The organism is Citrobacter sp. MGH 55, from assembly GCF_016906145.1.
GTDB classification, from domain to species: Bacteria; Pseudomonadota; Gammaproteobacteria; order Enterobacterales; family Enterobacteriaceae; genus Citrobacter_A; species Citrobacter_A amalonaticus.
Window position 1 is genome coordinate 2818015 of sequence record NZ_CP070239.1, and the last position, 17524, is coordinate 2835538.

A 17524-nucleotide genomic window follows, 5' to 3' on the forward strand; every position below is an offset into this window, starting at 1 on the left:
TTAAGCTTATTTCGCGCCGACAAGGCGGTCATCTACCGCATTGCGGACAAATTCGACGTGTGGGCCAAAGACCACGTGGACATGGTTGCTGGAGGGGATAAAGGTACCCAGCGATCCCGATTCTTTCAGCACGGTCATGTCCATTTTTTTCTGATCCTTTACATCGACACGCAAACGCGACACGCAGTTTTCAACATGTTTAATATTATCGGATCCGCCTAGTCCCTGAATAACCAGTTCAGCGACCTTGTCGTACTCTTTATTATTCAGCAAGGTACTGTCTGACGTTTCACTTTCGCGTCCCGGCGTTTTTATATCAAAGCGAGCGATCGCGAAGCGGAAAACGACGTAGAAAACGACAAAGTTAATGGCGCCAAGAAGCAGTAAATTTACCCAGTGCGTCTGTTCATACATCAGACCAAAAATACCGAAGTCGAAGATCGTGCCGCGAATATAGCCGATGGACACGTCCAGCATTTGCAGTGGAATAGTCAGCAAGCCGCAAAGTATGGCGTAAACAATAAAGAGCTGTGGAGCAATAAACAGGAAGGAAAACTCCAGCGGTTCGGTGATATTCCCCAGCATGGCGGTGAGCACCACGGTCAGAATCATCCCTTTGGCAAATTTCTTATTCTTAAAATAGGCCATGTGATACATCGCCAGCCCAATCGCTGGCACGCGGAACAGCGTGGTGAGCATTTGCGACGACGCCAGATAACTGGTGAGCGTCGGCATATATTCCTTCCAGGCAGGATGGGAAGGGCCAAGCTCAAACAGGATCTTATTAATCGCAGGCAAAATGCCGACGTACGTTTGCCCGTCAATGAGATAGGTACCCCCAGCCGCGGTAAAGCGGACGGTCGAACTCAGGACATGGTGTAAACCAAATGGAATTAACAGACGGTTGAGCGTCATGTAAATTCCGGCACCGATATTAGGGGCCATCATAATGGTTGAAATGGCGCGCATACCGGCAGTAAACAGATCCCAGATAAAAGGGATAATTAACCCCACGGGAATTGAAAAGGCGATAGCCAGAATCGCTACGGATTTCTTACCGCTGAAAAAAGCAAAGGCGAGAGGAAGTTGCAATCGGTAAAACCGGTCGGTGACTTTGGCCGCCAGTAGCCCGGCAATAATGCCGCCAAGCGCTTCGATTTTAAGCGTCTGAATACCGAGTACCATTCCTTGCCCAACGAGCGCCAGCTCATCTTTTGCCAGTGTACCCGCCAGTTTAAGGTGAACATGCATGGCGATAAGTAGCGTCAGATAGGCCACCACGGAGGCAAAAACCGCAATCCCTTTCTCTTTTTTGGACATGCCGTACGCCACACCCATCGCGAATAATAACGGGATATTGTTGAATACGACGCTACTGATTAATCCCAGTGAAGAAAGAATGGCTTTAAATATATCGTTCCCGAGAAACGGGAGTTTTTCTATCATATAGCTCTGGCCTAACGCAGAGCTAATTCCCATGACCATCCCCACGGGCGCCAGTACGGCAATCGGCAATAACAGCGATCGACCGAATGTCTGAATTTCATTCTTAAAATTAGCATTCATAAGTTAATCCTGACGTGAATTCTCATGAGGATAAGATACGTTCAGGATATTTTTGCTCAAGGGCAAATGGTGCAGGATAAAAAGCGCAGGATTTGACCATAAAAAAGAGCCCGAAGGCTCTTTTTTTTAATGATGGTGACCGTGGCCTTTTTTCCCGCGCCCGCGATGGTCGTCGCGATCGCGCCAGCCTTCCCGGTATCCGCGCTCGTAAGCATTACGCTTATCCCAGCCACGGTGATAACCATTGTCATGTCGCCACCAGCGATTTTTACGCCATTCATAATTGCGATGCCAGTAGTCACGGTCACGCCAGTGTCCGCCGTCCCAGTAGTTACCGTAATTATCGCGATCGCCAATTTGTAATTTTATCGATGGCAACAGGGTGATTTCGCCCGCGTTTGCGGCAAGCGGTGTAAAAGCCAGTAGGGCTGCCGCCAGAATCAGTGACCTGAACATTCTTTATCTCCTTCACGATCGAAGCCGTAGTCGGCCTGTTAACGTAATATTACGGGGCCGTAAAGCCCCATTTCATCGCCTTAACTCTTAAATCACGAATGAGAGCACGAATTGCTAAAAACGCTGCTAACGCGTACTGTTCAGAATGTTGTCGATATCAGCGCACTCCTGGTCAGTGAAATGACGATTGGCCAGCATGCCGACCGCATCCTCAATCTGCGAAGTTTTACTGGCACCAATCAGGACCGAGGTGATGTTATCGTTGCGCAGTACCCATGCAAGCGCCATCTGCGATAATTTTTGTCCGCGCTTTTCAGCCAGTGCATTGAGCTGGCGAACGGTTTCCAGCTTTCCGGCGGTAAGCTGATCAGCATTCAGAAAACGGCTTCCGCTCGCTGCTCTGGAATCAGCCGGGATCCCGTTCAGATAGCGATCGGTGAGCTGTCCACCCGCCAGCGGGGAAAAGGCAATGCTGCCCACCCCTTTTTCCTGCAACATCGTCAGCAGTTCCTCCTCCACCCAGCGTTCAAACATCGAATATTTAGGCTGATGGATCAGGCATGGCGTGCCCAAATCATTGAGGATATCGATAGCTTCACGAGCACGATCGGCCGGGTAATTGGAAATCCCGACATACAGCGCTTTCCCCTGGCGTACGAGGTGATCGAGCGCTTGCATTGTCTCCCGCAGGGGCGTTTCAGGATCGGGACGGTGGTGGTAGAAAATATCTACGTACTCCAGCCCCATTCGCTTCAGGCTTTGATCAAGACTGGCAATCAGATACTTGCGGGATCCCCAGTCGCCGTAAGGGCCGTCCCACATGGTATATCCCGCTTTGGTGGAGATAATGAGCTCATCGCGCCACGGTAAAAAATCTTCCTGCAGGATGCGGCCAAAGTTGCGTTCCGCTGAACCCGGCGGGGGACCGTAGTTATTGGCGAGGTCGAAGTGGGTAATCCCCAGATCAAATGCGCGCTGAAGCAGTGCCCGGCTGTTTTCCATCAGGGTGGTATCGCCGAAGTTATGCCACAGGCCAAGCGAGATGGCGGGTAGCTTCAGGCCGCTCTGACCGCAGCGGCGAAATGCCATTCTCTGATAACGATTTTCATCAGGCTGGTAAACCATTGTCTTCCCTCGCAGTGAATTCAGCGCCCAAGTGTATACGTTTACACTGGTGATTTTTCAATGACATTTTCACTCCGGAAACTGTAAATCCTGCTTTCCACCCTCATCGCCGCCTCTTTCTGGACAGCCCCGACGCTTCTTCAATACTCAACATGAGGTTACCGTCAGAAGGAAAGCTGTCATGCAAACCCCTTACACCGTTGCGGATTACCTGCTCGACAGAATTGCCGGGTGCGGCATCGGGCATCTGTTTGGCGTGCCGGGTGATTACAATTTGCAGTTTCTTGACCATGTGATCGACCATCCGCACGTGCGCTGGGTTGGGTGTGCCAACGAGCTTAACGCTGCCTATGCGGCGGACGGTTATGCCAGGGTCGCCGGGTCCGGAGCGCTGCTGACTACCTTTGGGGTCGGGGAGCTGAGTGCGATGAATGGCCTGGCGGGCAGCTATGCGGAATATGTCCCCGTTCTGCATATTGTTGGCGCCCCATGTAGCGGCGCGCAGCGTCGGGGAGAACTGATGCACCACACGCTGGGCGACGGCAATTTCCAACACTTCTACCGGATGAGCCAGTCCCTTTGTGCGGCCAGCGCAGTGTTGGATGCGCAAAACGCCTGTCATGAGATTGACCGTGTACTGAGTACGATGTTGACCGCCCATCGCCCGGGTTACCTGATGCTGCCTGCTGACGTGGCGAAACGTCCCGCGTTGCCTCCTTCAGCGGAACTGATCCTCTCTGCACCGGAATCGCAGGGGAGCGTGGTGACGGCATTTCGCTATCATGCCCGACAAAAGCTGATCAACAGTCCCCGCGTGGCGCTGCTGGCCGATTTTCTCGCCCACCGTTTTGGTCTACAACCGGTCCTGCAACGCTGGATGGCCGAGACGCCTATCGCCCACGCCACGCTGTTGATGGGAAAAGGACTTTTCGATGAACAACAGCCGGGATTTGTCGGCACCTATAGCGCGGGGGCCAGCAGTGACGACGTCCGTCAGGCGATAGAAGAGGCGGATACGACGATTTGTGTGGGTACCCGATTCGTCGATACGCTAACGGCTGGCTTCACCCAGCAACTGGCGCTGGAACGCACAATTGAGGTGCAGCCGCAGGCATCGCGGGTGGGAGGCATCTGGTTCAGTGGACTGTCTATGGAGCAGGCGGTTACCACGTTACGTGAACTATGCCTGGAACTCTCCATTGCGCCGCCGCCCGTTAAACCTGCGACCGTACAGCTGCACATCGAACGAGGTCCACTGACCCAGGAGAACTTCTGGCATACCGTGCAGCAGGCGCTGGCACCCGGCGATCTGATCCTGGCCGATCAGGGAACGGCGGCATTTGGGGCCGCGTCCCTGTTGTTGCCTACGGGGGCGGAACTGATTGTCCAACCGCTCTGGGGATCGATAGGCTATTCGCTGCCCGCCGCGTTTGGCGCGCAAACGGCGGCGCCTGAGCGTCGGGTTATCCTGATAACCGGCGACGGCGCGGCGCAACTGACCATCCAGGAAATCGGCTCCATGTTGCGCGACGGGCAAACGCCGGTAATTCTGGTACTCAACAACGACGGCTACACCGTCGAGCGAGCTATCCACGGGGAGAAACAACGGTACAACGATATTGCTTCCTGGAACTGGACGCAGATCCCTCGGGCATTCAGCCTTGCGGATCAGGCTGAATGCTGGCGGGTGACTCAGGCCATCCAGCTCGAGGAAGTTTTGGCCCGGCTGGCACGTCCACAACGGCTCTCGCTGATAGAGGTCGTGCTGCCAAAAGCCGATTTACCCGTGTTATTACGTAAGGTCACCCAGGCGCTGGAGTCGCGTAACAGCGGATGACTATTTGTCCTCCCGGTTGGCGACCATCATGGGTTTGCCCGCCAGCAACAGCCAGGCCGGAAGCATCACAATACACAGCAGCGGCAGCAGGGTGGTATCCGGTACCACCACAGCAGCCATAAACAGGCTAAGCCAGCCGTCACGGGTGACGACCAGCACCAGGCCAAGAATAGCGCAGGAAACGGTAATCGCGGCCGGAACGGCTTCAACGTGGGCGTGCAGCATCAAACCTAATGCCACGCCGATAAACACGGCCGGGAAGATCCGCCCGCCGCGAAAACCACTGGCCGCAGCAATGACCAGCGCAGCGAGCTTTATCACCGCGAGCATGAAGAAATCCGTGGTGCCGAGCGTCTGACTGAACGCCATTTGCTGCATTTCATCCAGACCTTTAAACAGCGTCAGTGGTCCACCCATCACGCCGAGTAACCCTAACAGGAAACCTCCAACGCCGAGGATCAGCACCGGATTCTTCAGGCGATGCAGTAAAGCGTGCAGCCGGGGTAAGCACCAGACCGCCACCATCCCCGCGGCGATAGCAATCGCCGCCACCACGGCTCCGGAGAAAATGTCCACGATGCGCATCTGGGTGTAATGGGCGATCGGGAGCGAGAAATGCGGGTGAAAAAACAGGCTGGTGGTCAATGAACCTGCCGCCGCCGCCATTAACGGCGCAAAGAGGCGATCCCACAAAGGGGTATCGTTAGAGCCACTCAGGGTTTGCGAGAAAATCAGCGCGGCGGCGACCGGCGTGCCAAACAGGGCGCCGATGGTGCCGGCCGAGGCCAGAATGGTCCAGTCGAGGGCACCAATCCGTGGGAAAAACCGACGTCCCAGCGCAACGGCTAGCGCGATGTTAACGGCCATAATCGGATGTTCGGGACCAAGGCTGACGCCACCCGCCAGACCCAGCACCAGTGCGATGATTAGGCCTGGCAATGCAACAGGAGAAATTGGCGCACCGATCAGCGGTTCGGTGGCCGGATCAGGGCCAGCGTGCCCGGTGCTGTAACGAATCACCAGCCCCACCAGAACCCCGGTTAACGTCAGGGTGAGCATGATCCAGAGCGGGGAGTCGGCGGCAAATCCCACACTTCCCGGCAGACGTTGCCAGAGTATGCTCTGTAAGATGGAAGCAAACTTCATGACCACAATCAGGACTAAACTGGATGCAACCCCCAGAATCAGCGCGGGGATCGACAATAACAACATGGTTCTGGCTCGCGGATGGAGCATGTTTTTTTCCTTAATACCGTGTCTTACGTTCAGTTTGCCGCGTCAGCCAGATGGCATCGCTGCAAATGGTGCTGAAACGATAAAGTTATTGTGTGACCTGGATCGATATTTTCAGGGGACTCGCTTTTCTGAGATTGTTGTTATGCCCCCGTATATTTACAGTGTGGCAAAGACTTATTTTGACTTTAGCGGAGCAGTAGAAGAATGACAAAGTATGCTTTAGTAGGTGATGTCGGCGGCACCAACGCTCGTCTTGCTCTGTGTGATATCGACAGTGGTGACATCTCGCAGGCTAAAACCTATTCCGGTCTGGACTATCCCAGTCTGGAAGCTGTCGTGCGTGTTTACCTCGATGAGCACAAGGTGAAAGTGGACGCGGGCTGTATCGCGATCGCCTGTCCGATTACGGGTGACTGGGTGGCTATGACCAACCATACCTGGGCGTTTTCTATTGCGGAGATGAAAAAAAATCTCGGTTTCAGTCATCTGGAAATCATTAATGATTTCACTGCGGTGTCGATGGCGATCCCGATGCTGAAAAAAGAGCATTTGATCCAGTTTGGCGGCGCGGAACCGGTTGAAGGTAAACCTATCGCAGTGTATGGCGCGGGCACCGGTCTGGGGGTATCGCATCTGGTTCACGTCGACAAACGCTGGGTTAGTCTGCCGGGCGAGGGCGGTCATGTCGACTTCGCGCCGAACAGCGAAGAAGAGGCGATCATCCTGGAGGTCCTGCGCGCTGAGATTGGTCACGTCTCTGCAGAACGCGTGCTTTCTGGTCCGGGTCTGGTGAATTTGTACCGGGCGATCGTCAAATCTGACGGACGTCTGCCGGAAAATCTGCAGCCAAAAGATATTACCGAACGTGCGCTGGCCGACAGCTGCACGGACTGTCGTCGCGCGCTGTCGCTGTTCTGTGTGATCATGGGGCGCTTTGGCGGCGATCTGGCGTTAACGCTGGGTACCTTTGGCGGCGTCTACATTGCGGGTGGCATCGTGCCGCGCTTCCTGGAGTTCTTCAAAGCCTCGGGTTTCCGTGGCGGTTTTGAAGATAAAGGTCGCTTTAAGGCCTACGTTCAGGATATTCCGGTGTATCTGATTGTTCACGATAACCCCGGTCTGCTCGGTTCCGGCGCGCATTTACGCCAGACGTTAGGCCAGATTCTGTAAGTCACGTTCCACAGGAAAACCGCGTGTCTCACGCGGTTTTTTGGTCTCTGTTCTCTGCGTCGCACGGGTCTACAGTTTATGACCAGGCGGCATCCGTAACCCTGTCCGAGCATAACGAGACCCGTAAACCACGTCCGCCAACTGGTATCGCCGCAAAAATTGCAGGTATAATCTCAGACATCATTCCACAGGTTTATAAGTAAAGATGACGAAACTTACCTTACAAGAGCAGATGCTAAAAGCGGGTTTAGTAACCAGCAAAAAAATGGCGAAAGTCCAGAGAACGGCTAAAAAATCACGCGTGCAGGCTCGTGAGGCAAGAGAGGCAGTTGAAGAAAATAAAAAGGCACAGCTTGAGCGTGACAAGCTGCTCAGTGAGCAGCAAAAACAGGCGACGCTGGCGAAAGAATTTAAAGCCCAGGTAAAGCAACTGATTGAAATGAATCGTATCACTGTCGCAAAAGGCGACATTGGCTTTAACTTCACCGATAACAATCTCATCAAGAAAATCTACGTTGATAAGCTGACCCAGACGCAGTTGATTAACGGACGTCTGGCGATTGCGCGTTTGTCTACCGATAACAGCGCCGAGAGCGAATACGCGATTATCCCGGCCAGCGTCGCCGATAAAATTGCGCAGCGTGACGCAACCAGCATCGTATTGCACAGCGCGCTGAGTCAGGAAGAGCAGGATGAAGACGATCCGTATGCTGATTTTAAAGTGCCTGATGATCTGATGTGGTAAGTCGTATTCAGAACGGCGCGGCGTGATGCACGTTGATGCGCTCCCCGCTAATGGGGTGAGTAAAGCGTAATTCGCTGGCGTGTAGCATCAGCCGTGTGGTTTGTTCTGTACCGGGCAGCAGGCGACCGCCATACAGGTCGCAACCCAGAATAGGGTGCCCCAATAGCTGGCAGTGAATGCGTAGCTGATGCGTACGTCCGGTCTCCGGCGTGAGCTGGACCCGCGTCAACGGCAGTATAGTTCCGTCGTCCTGCGGTTGGTTAATTCGTGCGACGACCTGATAACGTGACCGCGCGGGTTTGCCATTGACCGGGCAAATAGACATCAGCGGGAACCGTGCCGGATCGTTGGCTATCGGCGCATCAATCACTCCTTCGTCAGCGTTCAGATGTCCGCAGAGCAATGCGCAGTAGACTTTACTGACGGTGCGCTGGCTGAACTGGTGGCAGAGGGCGGCATTGACGGCCTTATTACGCGCCACGACCATCAGTCCGGACGTGCCGAAATCCAGACGGTGGACCAGCGTGCAGCCAGGATATTGCTGAACCAGCCGATAGTGTACCGAATCGAGATTTTGTGGATTTTTCCCTGAAAGACTGAGCAGCCCGCTGGGTTTATTGATCAACAGCAGGTGATCGTCCTGATAGAGCGTCTCTATCTCGTCGTTGCATGGTGGGGCAATAAAGGTATCAATAATCGTAGACATCAGGCTGCCCGACGGGAAAGTGGGTGCGGATGATAACCCATTTTCAGCCGACCGGCGAATGACGGCGGCTTGACTTTCTCTCGCGTCGCTAAAATTAATCATCCAGACTTAAGGCAAAGACGTGGCCTGCGCAGGCAATGTGCTTTACACTGCGCGCTGCAAAAAATTGAGTGGATTAACCAGACGGTAATGGCGATGAACGGAACAATCACAACGTGGTTTAAAGATAAAGGTTTTGGATTTATCAAAGATGAGAACGGCGATAATCGCTATTTTCATGTGATTAAGGTTGCCAACCCTGAGCTTCTCAAGAAAGATGCGGCGGTAACCTTTGAGCCCACCACCAACAACAAAGGTCTTTCTGCGTATGCGGTGAAGGTCGTGCCGGACAGCAAATATATCTATATCGCGGGCGAGCGTCTTAAGCTCACCTCGATTAAGTCCTTCGTGGTATTCAGTGAAGAGATCCCGGCCGACACGCCGATTGATAAAGAAAATGCAGTGCTCTCTGTCGGGCTACTGATGAGCAACATCCGACCGAAAACTACGGCGACACCGGGTGAAATGCGCACGGTAAAAAAACTGGCGATCACCACTTTCCAGGGCACGACATTAATCTTCTCGGAAGATGAGATTGATATCGAGTCCACGGTTAAAATGCTCAAAGTTTGATTTTTGTGCTGCCGCGCAGCAGCACAGTTCAGCCGACTACAGATGCATTAACTGGCGGAATTCTTTGACCTTACTGCGGCTTACGGGAATTTCAAATTCCAGATCCTTGAGCCGCAGAATATAGGTATTGTTGAACCACGGCTCGATCTCGCGAATCTTGTTCAGGTTGACGCAGAACGAGCGGTGACAGCGGAAAAAATGCGAAGGCGGCAGTTTGTTGCAGAACTCGGTGATGTTGATGGGCATCACGTACGATTCCCGCCGCGTATAAACAAACGTCATTTTCTCATGCGCTTCGGCATAATAGATATCGTTGATCGGGGTAACGATGATCCGCTCATCTTTAATTAGATTGATGGTGTCATTTTCACGCGCCACGGGCCCAACCCCAGCCGCGCCAGACTGTTGCTGCTGCCAGGCCGCCTCCAGTTTTTGCAGCATTCCGACAATTCGCGATTCCTGATACGGCTTGAGAATATAGTCAAACGCTTCCAGTTCGAACGCTTCAACCGCATGTTCTTTCCACGCGGTAATAAACACAATAAACGGCTTATGGGCGAACTGGCTGATATTTTGCGCCAGCAGAACGCCGTCCAGAGACGGAATATTGATATCGAGAAAAATGGCGTCAACGCGCTGATGCTGCAAAAACTTCAGCACATCCAGACCGTCGTCAAACGTCCCGACAATCTCCATCTGGCTATGTTCTTTAATCAGCCAACTGAGTTCCTGTTGGGCGAGGAATTCATCTTCAACGATGATGACTTTCACAGTGTTACTCCGGCTTAAAGCAATAACGTGGCGGGCGTAGCCGTTGCCGAACGCTGGTTGGGGACATAAAAGGCGATTTCGGTGCCTGGTTCCAGGCGGCGTATATGCAGGCCTTCACCAAATAACAGCTTAACGCGATGATGGACATTAAGCAGGCCAATTTTATTGCCCGGCATTTCGTTGGACTCCACGCGCTCGATCACTTTCGGATCGATACCGTGGCCGGTGTCCCTTACCGCAATGCGCACCCGGTTGCCGCACTCGGCGACGCTAATCGTTACCACGCCTTTCCCTTTGCAGGGCTGAATGCCGTGGACGATAGCGTTCTCCACTAACGGTTGTATCAACAGGCTGGGAATGGAGCAGTTGACCTCTTCATCAATATCATAAATCACGGTCAGCTTGTCGCCAAAGCGGGCCTGTTCAATGGCAATGTAATCCTTGATTTGATACAGCTCTTTTTTGATGTCGATCTGCTCGTCATCCTTTAACTCAATGTTATAGCGCAGATAACGCGACAAATTAAAAATGAGCTGACGGGCAGTGTCCGGATTAAGTCGAATCGACGACGAAATCGCGTTCAGGGCGTTAAACAGGAAATGAGGATTAATTTTGCTTTGCAGCGCACGTAGCTCTGCCTTATTTGCCATTTCCCGCAATTGCTCGGTACGGGAGACTTCGAGCTGGGTTGAGATAATTTGCGACAGACCCACCGCCATCTCCTGCAATGATGAGGTGATTTGATGGGCGTGACAATAGTAAATTTTTAGCGTACCGGTCACCACGCCTTTTTCCCATAATGGAATGACCAGCATGGAGTGGATCTCCGGCGTGCGGTGCGCTTCATCATTGTTTTTAATAATGATTTCACCGTGATTGATCGCCTGCTGAGTGGTCGGACTGACGAAGTCATCGTGGTTGCGGTAATTTGCTTCCCCGACGCCGACGTAGGCCAGCACATGCTGGGTATTGGTAATGGCGACCGCATCGGCGTGGATATCGTGACGAATGATGTCGCAGATCTGGCGCAGCGATTCGCTGTTGACCTTGCGAAACAGGGGCAGGGTTTTATTGGCGATATCCAGCGCCAGCTTGGCTTGCCGTGCGGCGCTCGCTTCTTTTTCCCCCTCAACGCTCTGAACCAGCAGCACGATAAACCCGATACAGACGCTACCGAGGATCATCGGAATACCGATTTTCGAGACAATATCCAGCCCCAGTTCAGTGGTTGGCGCCCAGAGGACCACCAGGATCATCGTCAGCGTTTCGCAAAGCATGCCGCCTAAAATTCCGGCGCGCCAGTGTTGGGCTTTGGGGATCCTGCGGTTAATCCAGCCCGCGAGGCAGCCCGCCAGAATGCTGGTAATAAAGCAGGGGATTGCCGTCACGCCGCCAATGTCGATCAGGTAACGGTGCGTTCCTGCGATCACCCCCGTAATAATGCCGACCCATGGACCAAACAGGATGCCGCCGGACATTACGGCAATGATCCGCACGTTCACCAGCGATCCTTCTACCGGTACACCAGACCAGGTACTGAACAACGCGAACATCGAAAAAATCGCGGTGACAGCAAGCAATTCCTTTGGCGTATGGGCAGACTTATGCAGCAGCTCGCGAAACAGGCGGATGCGGATGAGAAAGAACAGGCAAAATAGCATCAGCGCTGCGCGGTCAAACACGGCCAGCAGCATGGTAAATATTTCGTGCACGGGGGGACTCTTGCCAAAGGATTAAAGCCCTATGATAGGTAACCTCAGGGGGGATGACCAGCCTGCTGAGATCTTGCGGCTAATGAGGAAAAACCATAATTTTAAAAGGGGATTGATGGTTGATTGGTGTATTTACAATACATCTCATAAAACGCCCGCTTTCATAGTTATCATCATGGCAACAAAATGTTACTGGAAGGTAATATTGAGCGGTGTCGAAAACCTGTTATTTCCCCTTTTAAAATTGTTATTCCTCATTTGGAGAACGAAAAAATATTTTCCTTTCCCTCTCGACAGAAGGATTTTAATCAGGCTATTTTCTAAACGTGCCACCATCGTGGCAGCGTCGCTCGGACGGTCCGGGCGCTAACGTGAATCTGAGGAAATTATGGCTGACTCTCGCCCTGAACGTCGCTTTACGCGTATTGATCGTCTTCCCCCTTACGTTTTTAACATCACCGCTGAACTGAAGATGGCTGCGCGTCGGCGCGGCGAAGATATTATCGACTTCAGCATGGGGAACCCGGACGGCGCGACGCCGCCTCATATCGTCGAAAAACTGTGTACCGTGGCGCAGCGCCCGGATACGCACGGTTATTCCACTTCTCGCGGTATTCCGCGTCTGCGTCGGGCCATCTCCCGGTGGTATCAGGAACGTTATGATGTCGATATCGACCCGGAATCCGAAGCGATTGTCACCATCGGCTCAAAAGAGGGGCTGGCGCATCTGATGCTGGCCACGCTCGATCACGGTGATACGGTGCTGGTGCCGAACCCCAGTTATCCCATTCATATTTACGGTGCGGTGATCGCCGGCGCGCAGGTCCGTTCTGTTCCGCTGGTGGAAGGTATCGATTTCTTCAACGAGCTGGAACGTGCGATTCGCGAAAGTTATCCAAAGCCGAAGATGATGATCCTCGGCTTCCCGTCTAACCCGACGGCACAGTGCGTTGAGCTAGAATTTTTTGAGAAAGTGGTCGCGCTGGCGAAGCGTTACGATGTGCTGGTGGTGCACGATCTGGCTTATGCCGACATCGTTTACGACGGTTGGAAAGCGCCGTCCATCATGCAGGTGCCTGGCGCTCGCGACGTGGCGGTGGAGTTTTTCACCCTGTCGAAAAGCTACAACATGGCCGGCTGGCGTATTGGCTTTATGGTCGGTAACAAAACGCTGGTCAACGCGCTGGCGCGGATTAAGAGCTATCACGATTACGGGACGTTTACCCCGTTGCAGGTTGCGGCGATTGCGGCGCTGGAAGGCGATCAGCAGTGCGTACGGGATATCGCCGAGCAGTATAAGCGTCGCCGTGACGTGCTGGTGAAAGGCCTGCATGAGGCCGGATGGATGGTCGAAATGCCTAAGGCTTCGATGTACGTATGGGCGAAAATCCCGGAACAGTATGCCGGCATGGGGTCGCTGGACTTCGCGAAGAAACTACTGAACGACGCCAAAGTATGTGTATCGCCAGGCATTGGTTTTGGTGATTACGGCGATACCCATGTCCGCTTCGCGCTGATTGAGAACCGCGATCGCATTCGTCAGGCGATCAGAGGGATTAAATCAATGTTCCGCGCCGATGGCTTGCTGCCAGCCGGGACGAAATCACCCTCTGAGACACTTGAGTAAAACCCAGTCCTTCCAAACGCAAACAGGAGCCATCGGCTCCTGTTTTTTTGCTGCATTGTTGTCTTTAGATCATCAGAGCAAACGTACCGGCCCAAACGATGACCATAAAAGAAATGCCCATAAAGAAATATTTCACTTTCATCTCTCCGCGCAATAACTGATACGCCTGAATGAATTTCATCTCATCTGATTATAGAGAGCTGATACCGGTAAAAACGAAACCCAGAATATTCCTCATTTCGTTTACGGCACCACCTCAGAATTCTGTGCGTTGATTGCTCCAGACGGCGCTAATGTACGCCTAAAAATGAGGCGAGACAAGAGGGATTTTTTTATTTACTTTTAGTAACTTACAACTGTCGTGATTCGGCGACAGTATAATTTCAGACGGTAATAAATCACATTTGAGCGACGCGATTGACGACCCGAAAAACGAGGATAAAAACCATAACATAATCAAGGTTATTGGCGAGTAACAGGCAATAAAAAAGGCCTTGCGGCCTTTTTTAAATGTAGAGTGAGGTTTCACCCATTGGACGGGTTTTAAAGCGGCGATGGATCCAGAGATACTGTTCGGGCGCGCGCATGATCTCTTTCTCGATAATCTTGTTCATATAGGCAGCAGCCTGATTTTCATCCGCCGGGTAGCCTTGCATCTCCGGTGAGATATACAGACGGTAGCCGCAATTACCGGCTTTTCTGACCATCGTTACGGTGAGCATCGCGGAACCTGACAGGCGCGACAACACATAGGTACCATTAGTGGTCGCTACGTTTTTAACGGCGAAGAACGGCGCGAAAGAACTGCCTTTCGGGCCGTAATCCTGGTCGGGAGCAAACCAGACGGCTTCCCCTTTTTTCAGGGCACCGACGATACCGCGCAGATTGTTTCTGCCGATCATCGCTTTATTCGAACGCATCCGTCCACGGGTCTGTACCCATTCCATCAGCGGATTGTTGTGTGGACGATAGGTTGCCATCATCGGCTGGCAAAGCCCCATTACCCGGCCACCCAGTTCCAGTGACATAAAGTGAACGCCAACGACCATCACGCCGCGGTTTTGCGCCTGCGCGCGCTGTAGGTTTTCCAGTCCCTCAACATCAAACCATTTACGCACGCGACGGTCAGGCCAGAACCAGGCCATACCGGTTTCCAGCAGCGCCATCCCGAGAGAACGGAAATTCTCTTCAATCATCTTTTCTCTCTGTTCCTGAGAATAAGACGGGAAGCAGAGCTCAAGATTTTTGCGGGCAATAGACTCGCGACGTTTCAGTAAGGGGCGCGCCAGTGTGCCCGTCCGGGTGCCGAGAAAGCACAGAACAGGGTAGGGCAGTTGCACCAATAACCAAAGCACACCGAGGCCAAACCAGGTGAGCCAGTAACGCGGATGCAGAAACGCGCGGGAAAATTTGCATGTTGGGAACATAAACACCTTCTATAGATACCCATTTTTGTATCGCAGAAGATGAATTCTCCAACGCGGTACACTCAATGTCTTAGGCCATCATGTACGACAATGGTTCCTGCTAAGAGTGTAAAACTGCGTCAGGATAAAACCACGAGGGGCATGAATGCTGGACGTATAATGTACCATCAGGGGATTAATGTCAGCCACAAATAATTAATCAAGAAGCGTAAATATTTGCATGGCGTATAAAGGATAATGGCGTGTTTTTTAATTATTTGTTTTTAATAAGGTTAGAAAAGCACAATGCGGAATATTCGTATAATTAGACTTGTTATAAAAAAGTTGTGAAATTTGCTGGTGGTGGCGCTTTAGTTTATGATGAAAAGTATAAGGAGAGTAAGGATTTAGGTTTGGAGTTCACGCAAAAAGGAGGTACAGCGATGATCTTTTTTTTAGCCTTTCTGCTCGCGAGTATGCTGGGGGTCAGCGGGTATATCGCGCAGGTTTTAGGTTGGATATCAGCCATTAGCGCGCTTCTTGGCATGGTCGTTCTGGCAGTGCTGATATACTACACCACGATGTGGTTGACTGCGGGTGATGAAATGGTCACAGGATTGTTTCTTTTTCTTTCACCTGCCTGCGGCCTGATCATTCGTTTTATGGTGGGTTACGGTAAGCGTTAATTAGCACGGCAATAAATCATTATTATTGATGATTGCCATTTTTATATTGGGTTGTCGCGTCCTGTGGGAAAGTGCCAGCCAACTGGCACTTTCGTTGTCAGCCCCCCGAAACGACCCGGTTAGTCCTCTGTTCTTCCGTTCGCGCCTTACTCGGCGACTGACCACTCCTGTGGATAGCGTGCGGGAACGAAACGCACTGTGAGCGCCATCAGTCCGGCGATACAGAGGGCATGGAACGTCCAGTCAACCCAGTAATTGCCGCTCAGACTGCGCAAGAGACCAGAGAGCCAGGGAGAGAGGCCAGCAATAATAAAACCAATCCCCTGCATGAAAGCGACTAATTTACCGGAGATTACCGGATGTCGGGCATGGTCGAGCGCCAGCACCAGACATAAAGGAAACGCGCCGCCCAGGCCGATACCGCACACCACCGCCCACAGAATCGGCAATTGCGCAGGCCAGAGGATAAAACCACAAAAGCCGAGCATCTGTAGTGCCAGCGTGAAAAGCAGCAATTTACGGCGATCCTGATGATGCGCGAGCATAGGCAATATGAGCGCTCCCGCCGTTTGACCGACGGTCATCAGCGCCAGCAGCGTACCGCTGAACTGTGCACTTTTGCCCAGTTGAATATAGTACGGCGGCAGCCAGGCAATCAGACTGCCGTAACCGCCATTGATCACGCCAAAATAAAGCCCCAGCGTCCAGGCACGCGGATTGAGGACGACGCGCACGGCGGCACCTTTCGGGTGAGTGATCGGCATCTCTGCGGAGCGGCGTTGTGCTAGCCAGCCAACCAGAGCAATCAGCGCGGGCAAGGCCCACCATGCCAGCGAGCGATGCCAGAGTTCGCTGTGTTGCGCGATCCACGGCGTCAGCGCCGCCCCGAGTCCCCCGCCCCCCATCAATGCGGCCGACCAGAGTCCCATCACCTGCGGCATGCGGCGATAAAAAAGACGCTTAATCACCGTGGGCATCACCACCTGAATGATCCCGATACCAATGCCGCCCAGCAGAGCGCTGCTGAGCAGCACAACGCTGTGCGGCGCCAGTTCACGAAGCAACGCGCCGGTCATCACCATCAACAAACTCAAGGCGACACTGATATGCTCGCTGATATGGCGATTGATCCACCCGCCTGCCAGCGCCAACGCGCCCATGGCGATCATCGGTAGCGCCGTGAGCAGCGACGCCACGGCAAAGCTCATGCCGCTGTCGGCGCGCAGCTGTGGCAGAAGCGGGCTGACAGAAGTCAGCAGCGGACGCATGTTCAGGCCTATCAGCACCAGAACCAGCAGCATCAGGCCAACGCGGGGAGTTTTGTTCATGACTGTTTTTCAGCCCAGCGTTGATACACCGCCAGACCGTTAGGCTGCGGAAGATGATGAACGGGCAGGGTTTGCTGCTCGAGAGGCTGCTGTAGTTGCTGATAAATGGCAGCCGTAGAAAGACGGAACGTTTCGCCGTCGCCATTGCTGTTGGCGAACCAGACTTCTTTCACCCCGGTGAGATACATCGCGCTAAGGCACATTGGGCACGGTTGTCCGCTGGCGTAAACCACGCATTCGCGGAGCGCTACACTGCCTGAATGGGCAGCAATCGCCCGAATGGCATTGAGTTCCGCATGCCCGGTGGGATCATCATCCAGGTGCAGTGTATTGACGGCTTCGGCGATCGCGACGCCGTTGCGGACAATGACCGCGCCAAACGGGCGTCCACCCTGTTCAACGTTACGGGCCGCCAGGGCCAACGCCTGTTGCAGATAGTTATCATGTGCAGACATGCTTTACTCCTGTGAGCAAATAAAAG

The 17524-nt window shown here is 53.1% G+C and carries 17 protein-coding genes; 6 read left to right on the top strand and 11 right to left on the bottom strand.

Features of this window, described 5'->3' with window-relative positions; genetic code table 11:
- Positions 1-6: 6 nt before the first annotated feature.
- From JTI98_RS11160 to mgrA, 3 genes are all read right to left on the bottom strand, one after another.
- Positions 7-1566: a PTS transporter subunit EIIC gene (locus tag JTI98_RS11160; RefSeq protein ID WP_044258408.1), complete on the bottom strand. Its 1560-nt coding sequence runs from the start codon at positions 1564-1566 to the stop codon at positions 7-9.
- Between the two features lie 126 nt (positions 1567-1692).
- A complete protein-coding gene (gene ypeC / locus JTI98_RS11165; protein WP_042999931.1) occupies positions 1693-2022 on the bottom strand; it encodes a DUF2502 domain-containing protein YpeC in 330 nt (109 codons plus the stop codon).
- A gap of 126 nt (positions 2023-2148) precedes the next feature.
- Positions 2149-3147, bottom strand: a complete 999-nt coding sequence (gene mgrA / locus JTI98_RS11170) for an L-glyceraldehyde 3-phosphate reductase (protein WP_044326869.1) — start codon at positions 3145-3147, stop codon at positions 2149-2151.
- Positions 3148-3328: 181 nt separating this feature from the next.
- On the opposite strand from mgrA, the gene JTI98_RS11175 reads away from it, so the two are divergent.
- The gene (locus JTI98_RS11175; RefSeq protein ID WP_216081253.1) at positions 3329-4984 is read left to right on the top strand and encodes an alpha-keto acid decarboxylase family protein; all 1656 of its coding nucleotides are present in this window, start codon (positions 3329-3331) and stop codon (positions 4982-4984) included.
- Here the strand turns inward: JTI98_RS11175 and JTI98_RS11180 are convergent, their stop codons facing one another.
- A complete protein-coding gene (locus JTI98_RS11180; RefSeq protein ID WP_216081254.1) occupies positions 4985-6220 on the bottom strand; it encodes an ion channel protein in 1236 nt (411 codons plus the stop codon).
- A gap of 204 nt (positions 6221-6424) precedes the next feature.
- Here JTI98_RS11180 and glk point away from each other — a divergent pair, with 204 nt between their 5' ends.
- Positions 6425-7390: a glucokinase gene (gene glk / locus JTI98_RS11185; protein ID WP_042999936.1), complete on the top strand. Its 966-nt coding sequence runs from the start codon at positions 6425-6427 to the stop codon at positions 7388-7390.
- A 205-nt stretch (positions 7391-7595) separates the two neighbouring features.
- The gene (locus tag JTI98_RS11190) at positions 7596-8135 is read left to right on the top strand and encodes a DUF2058 domain-containing protein (RefSeq protein ID WP_042999937.1); all 540 of its coding nucleotides are present in this window, start codon (positions 7596-7598) and stop codon (positions 8133-8135) included.
- Between the two features lie 7 nt (positions 8136-8142).
- Here JTI98_RS11190 and JTI98_RS11195 read toward each other — a convergent pair whose 3' ends face one another.
- Positions 8143-8841, bottom strand: a complete 699-nt coding sequence (locus tag JTI98_RS11195; RefSeq protein WP_216081255.1) for an RluA family pseudouridine synthase — start codon at positions 8839-8841, stop codon at positions 8143-8145.
- 189 nt (positions 8842-9030) lie between these two features.
- Here JTI98_RS11195 and JTI98_RS11200 point away from each other — a divergent pair, with 189 nt between their 5' ends.
- Entirely contained in the window at positions 9031-9513 is a 483-nt protein-coding gene (locus JTI98_RS11200; protein WP_042999939.1) for a cold-shock protein, read from the top strand.
- 36 nt (positions 9514-9549) lie between these two features.
- Here JTI98_RS11200 and JTI98_RS11205 read toward each other — a convergent pair whose 3' ends face one another.
- Both JTI98_RS11205 and JTI98_RS11210 read right to left on the bottom strand, forming a co-directional pair.
- On the bottom strand, positions 9550-10284 hold the full coding sequence (locus JTI98_RS11205) for a LytTR family DNA-binding domain-containing protein (protein WP_042999940.1): 735 nt from the start codon (positions 10282-10284) through the stop codon (positions 9550-9552).
- Positions 10285-10298: 14 nt separating this feature from the next.
- On the bottom strand, positions 10299-11996 hold the full coding sequence (locus JTI98_RS11210) for a sensor histidine kinase (RefSeq protein ID WP_090049569.1): 1698 nt from the start codon (positions 11994-11996) through the stop codon (positions 10299-10301).
- A gap of 388 nt (positions 11997-12384) precedes the next feature.
- Here JTI98_RS11210 and alaC point away from each other — a divergent pair, with 388 nt between their 5' ends.
- Positions 12385-13623, top strand: a complete 1239-nt coding sequence (gene alaC, locus JTI98_RS11215; protein WP_042999942.1) for an alanine transaminase — start codon at positions 12385-12387, stop codon at positions 13621-13623.
- 64 nt (positions 13624-13687) lie between these two features.
- Here alaC and ypdK read toward each other — a convergent pair whose 3' ends face one another.
- Together ypdK and lpxP are read right to left on the bottom strand one after the other, a co-directional pair.
- Positions 13688-13759, bottom strand: coding sequence for a membrane protein YpdK (ypdK, locus tag JTI98_RS11220; RefSeq protein ID WP_010723117.1), 72 nt, complete (start codon positions 13757-13759; stop codon positions 13688-13690).
- Between the two features lie 370 nt (positions 13760-14129).
- Complete coding sequence (lpxP, locus tag JTI98_RS11225) at positions 14130-15050, bottom strand: kdo(2)-lipid IV(A) palmitoleoyltransferase (RefSeq protein WP_042999943.1); 921 nt, start codon at positions 15048-15050, stop codon at positions 14130-14132.
- A 422-nt stretch (positions 15051-15472) separates the two neighbouring features.
- Here lpxP and JTI98_RS11230 point away from each other — a divergent pair, with 422 nt between their 5' ends.
- Positions 15473-15715, top strand: a complete 243-nt coding sequence (locus tag JTI98_RS11230; RefSeq protein WP_042999944.1) for a DUF2545 family protein — start codon at positions 15473-15475, stop codon at positions 15713-15715.
- Between the two features lie 146 nt (positions 15716-15861).
- On the opposite strand, the gene JTI98_RS11235 is transcribed toward JTI98_RS11230, so the two are convergent.
- Both JTI98_RS11235 and JTI98_RS11240 read right to left on the bottom strand, forming a co-directional pair.
- A complete protein-coding gene (locus tag JTI98_RS11235) occupies positions 15862-17043 on the bottom strand; it encodes a cyanate transporter (protein WP_305852751.1) in 1182 nt (393 codons plus the stop codon).
- Entirely contained in the window at positions 17040-17498 is a 459-nt protein-coding gene (locus JTI98_RS11240) for a nucleoside deaminase (protein WP_216081256.1), read from the bottom strand. The genes JTI98_RS11235 and JTI98_RS11240 overlap by 4 nt, the downstream gene beginning before the upstream one ends.
- Positions 17499-17524: the final 26 nt, after the last annotated feature.

Excerpts from the sequence above, each read along its gene's own strand:
- JTI98_RS11160 (WP_044258408.1), bottom strand. The coding sequence starts at position 1,566 with ATGAATGCTAATTTTAAGAATGAAATTCAGACATTCGGTCGATCGCTG.
- ypeC (WP_042999931.1), bottom strand. The coding sequence starts at position 2,022 with ATGTTCAGGTCACTGATTCTGGCGGCAGCCCTACTGGCTTTTACACCG.
- mgrA (WP_044326869.1), bottom strand. The coding sequence starts at position 3,147 with ATGGTTTACCAGCCTGATGAAAATCGTTATCAGAGAATGGCATTTCGC.
- JTI98_RS11175 (WP_216081253.1), top strand. The coding sequence starts at position 3,329 with ATGCAAACCCCTTACACCGTTGCGGATTACCTGCTCGACAGAATTGCC.
- JTI98_RS11180 (WP_216081254.1), bottom strand. The coding sequence starts at position 6,220 with ATGCTCCATCCGCGAGCCAGAACCATGTTGTTATTGTCGATCCCCGCG.
- glk (WP_042999936.1), top strand. The coding sequence starts at position 6,425 with ATGACAAAGTATGCTTTAGTAGGTGATGTCGGCGGCACCAACGCTCGT.
- JTI98_RS11190 (WP_042999937.1), top strand. The coding sequence starts at position 7,596 with ATGACGAAACTTACCTTACAAGAGCAGATGCTAAAAGCGGGTTTAGTA.
- JTI98_RS11195 (WP_216081255.1), bottom strand. The coding sequence starts at position 8,841 with ATGTCTACGATTATTGATACCTTTATTGCCCCACCATGCAACGACGAG.
- JTI98_RS11200 (WP_042999939.1), top strand. The coding sequence starts at position 9,031 with ATGGCGATGAACGGAACAATCACAACGTGGTTTAAAGATAAAGGTTTT.
- alaC (WP_042999942.1), top strand. The coding sequence starts at position 12,385 with ATGGCTGACTCTCGCCCTGAACGTCGCTTTACGCGTATTGATCGTCTT.
- lpxP (WP_042999943.1), bottom strand. The coding sequence starts at position 15,050 with ATGTTCCCAACATGCAAATTTTCCCGCGCGTTTCTGCATCCGCGTTAC.
- JTI98_RS11230 (WP_042999944.1), top strand. The coding sequence starts at position 15,473 with ATGATCTTTTTTTTAGCCTTTCTGCTCGCGAGTATGCTGGGGGTCAGC.
- JTI98_RS11235 (WP_305852751.1), bottom strand. The coding sequence starts at position 17,043 with ATGAACAAAACTCCCCGCGTTGGCCTGATGCTGCTGGTTCTGGTGCTG.
- JTI98_RS11240 (WP_216081256.1), bottom strand. The coding sequence starts at position 17,498 with ATGTCTGCACATGATAACTATCTGCAACAGGCGTTGGCCCTGGCGGCC.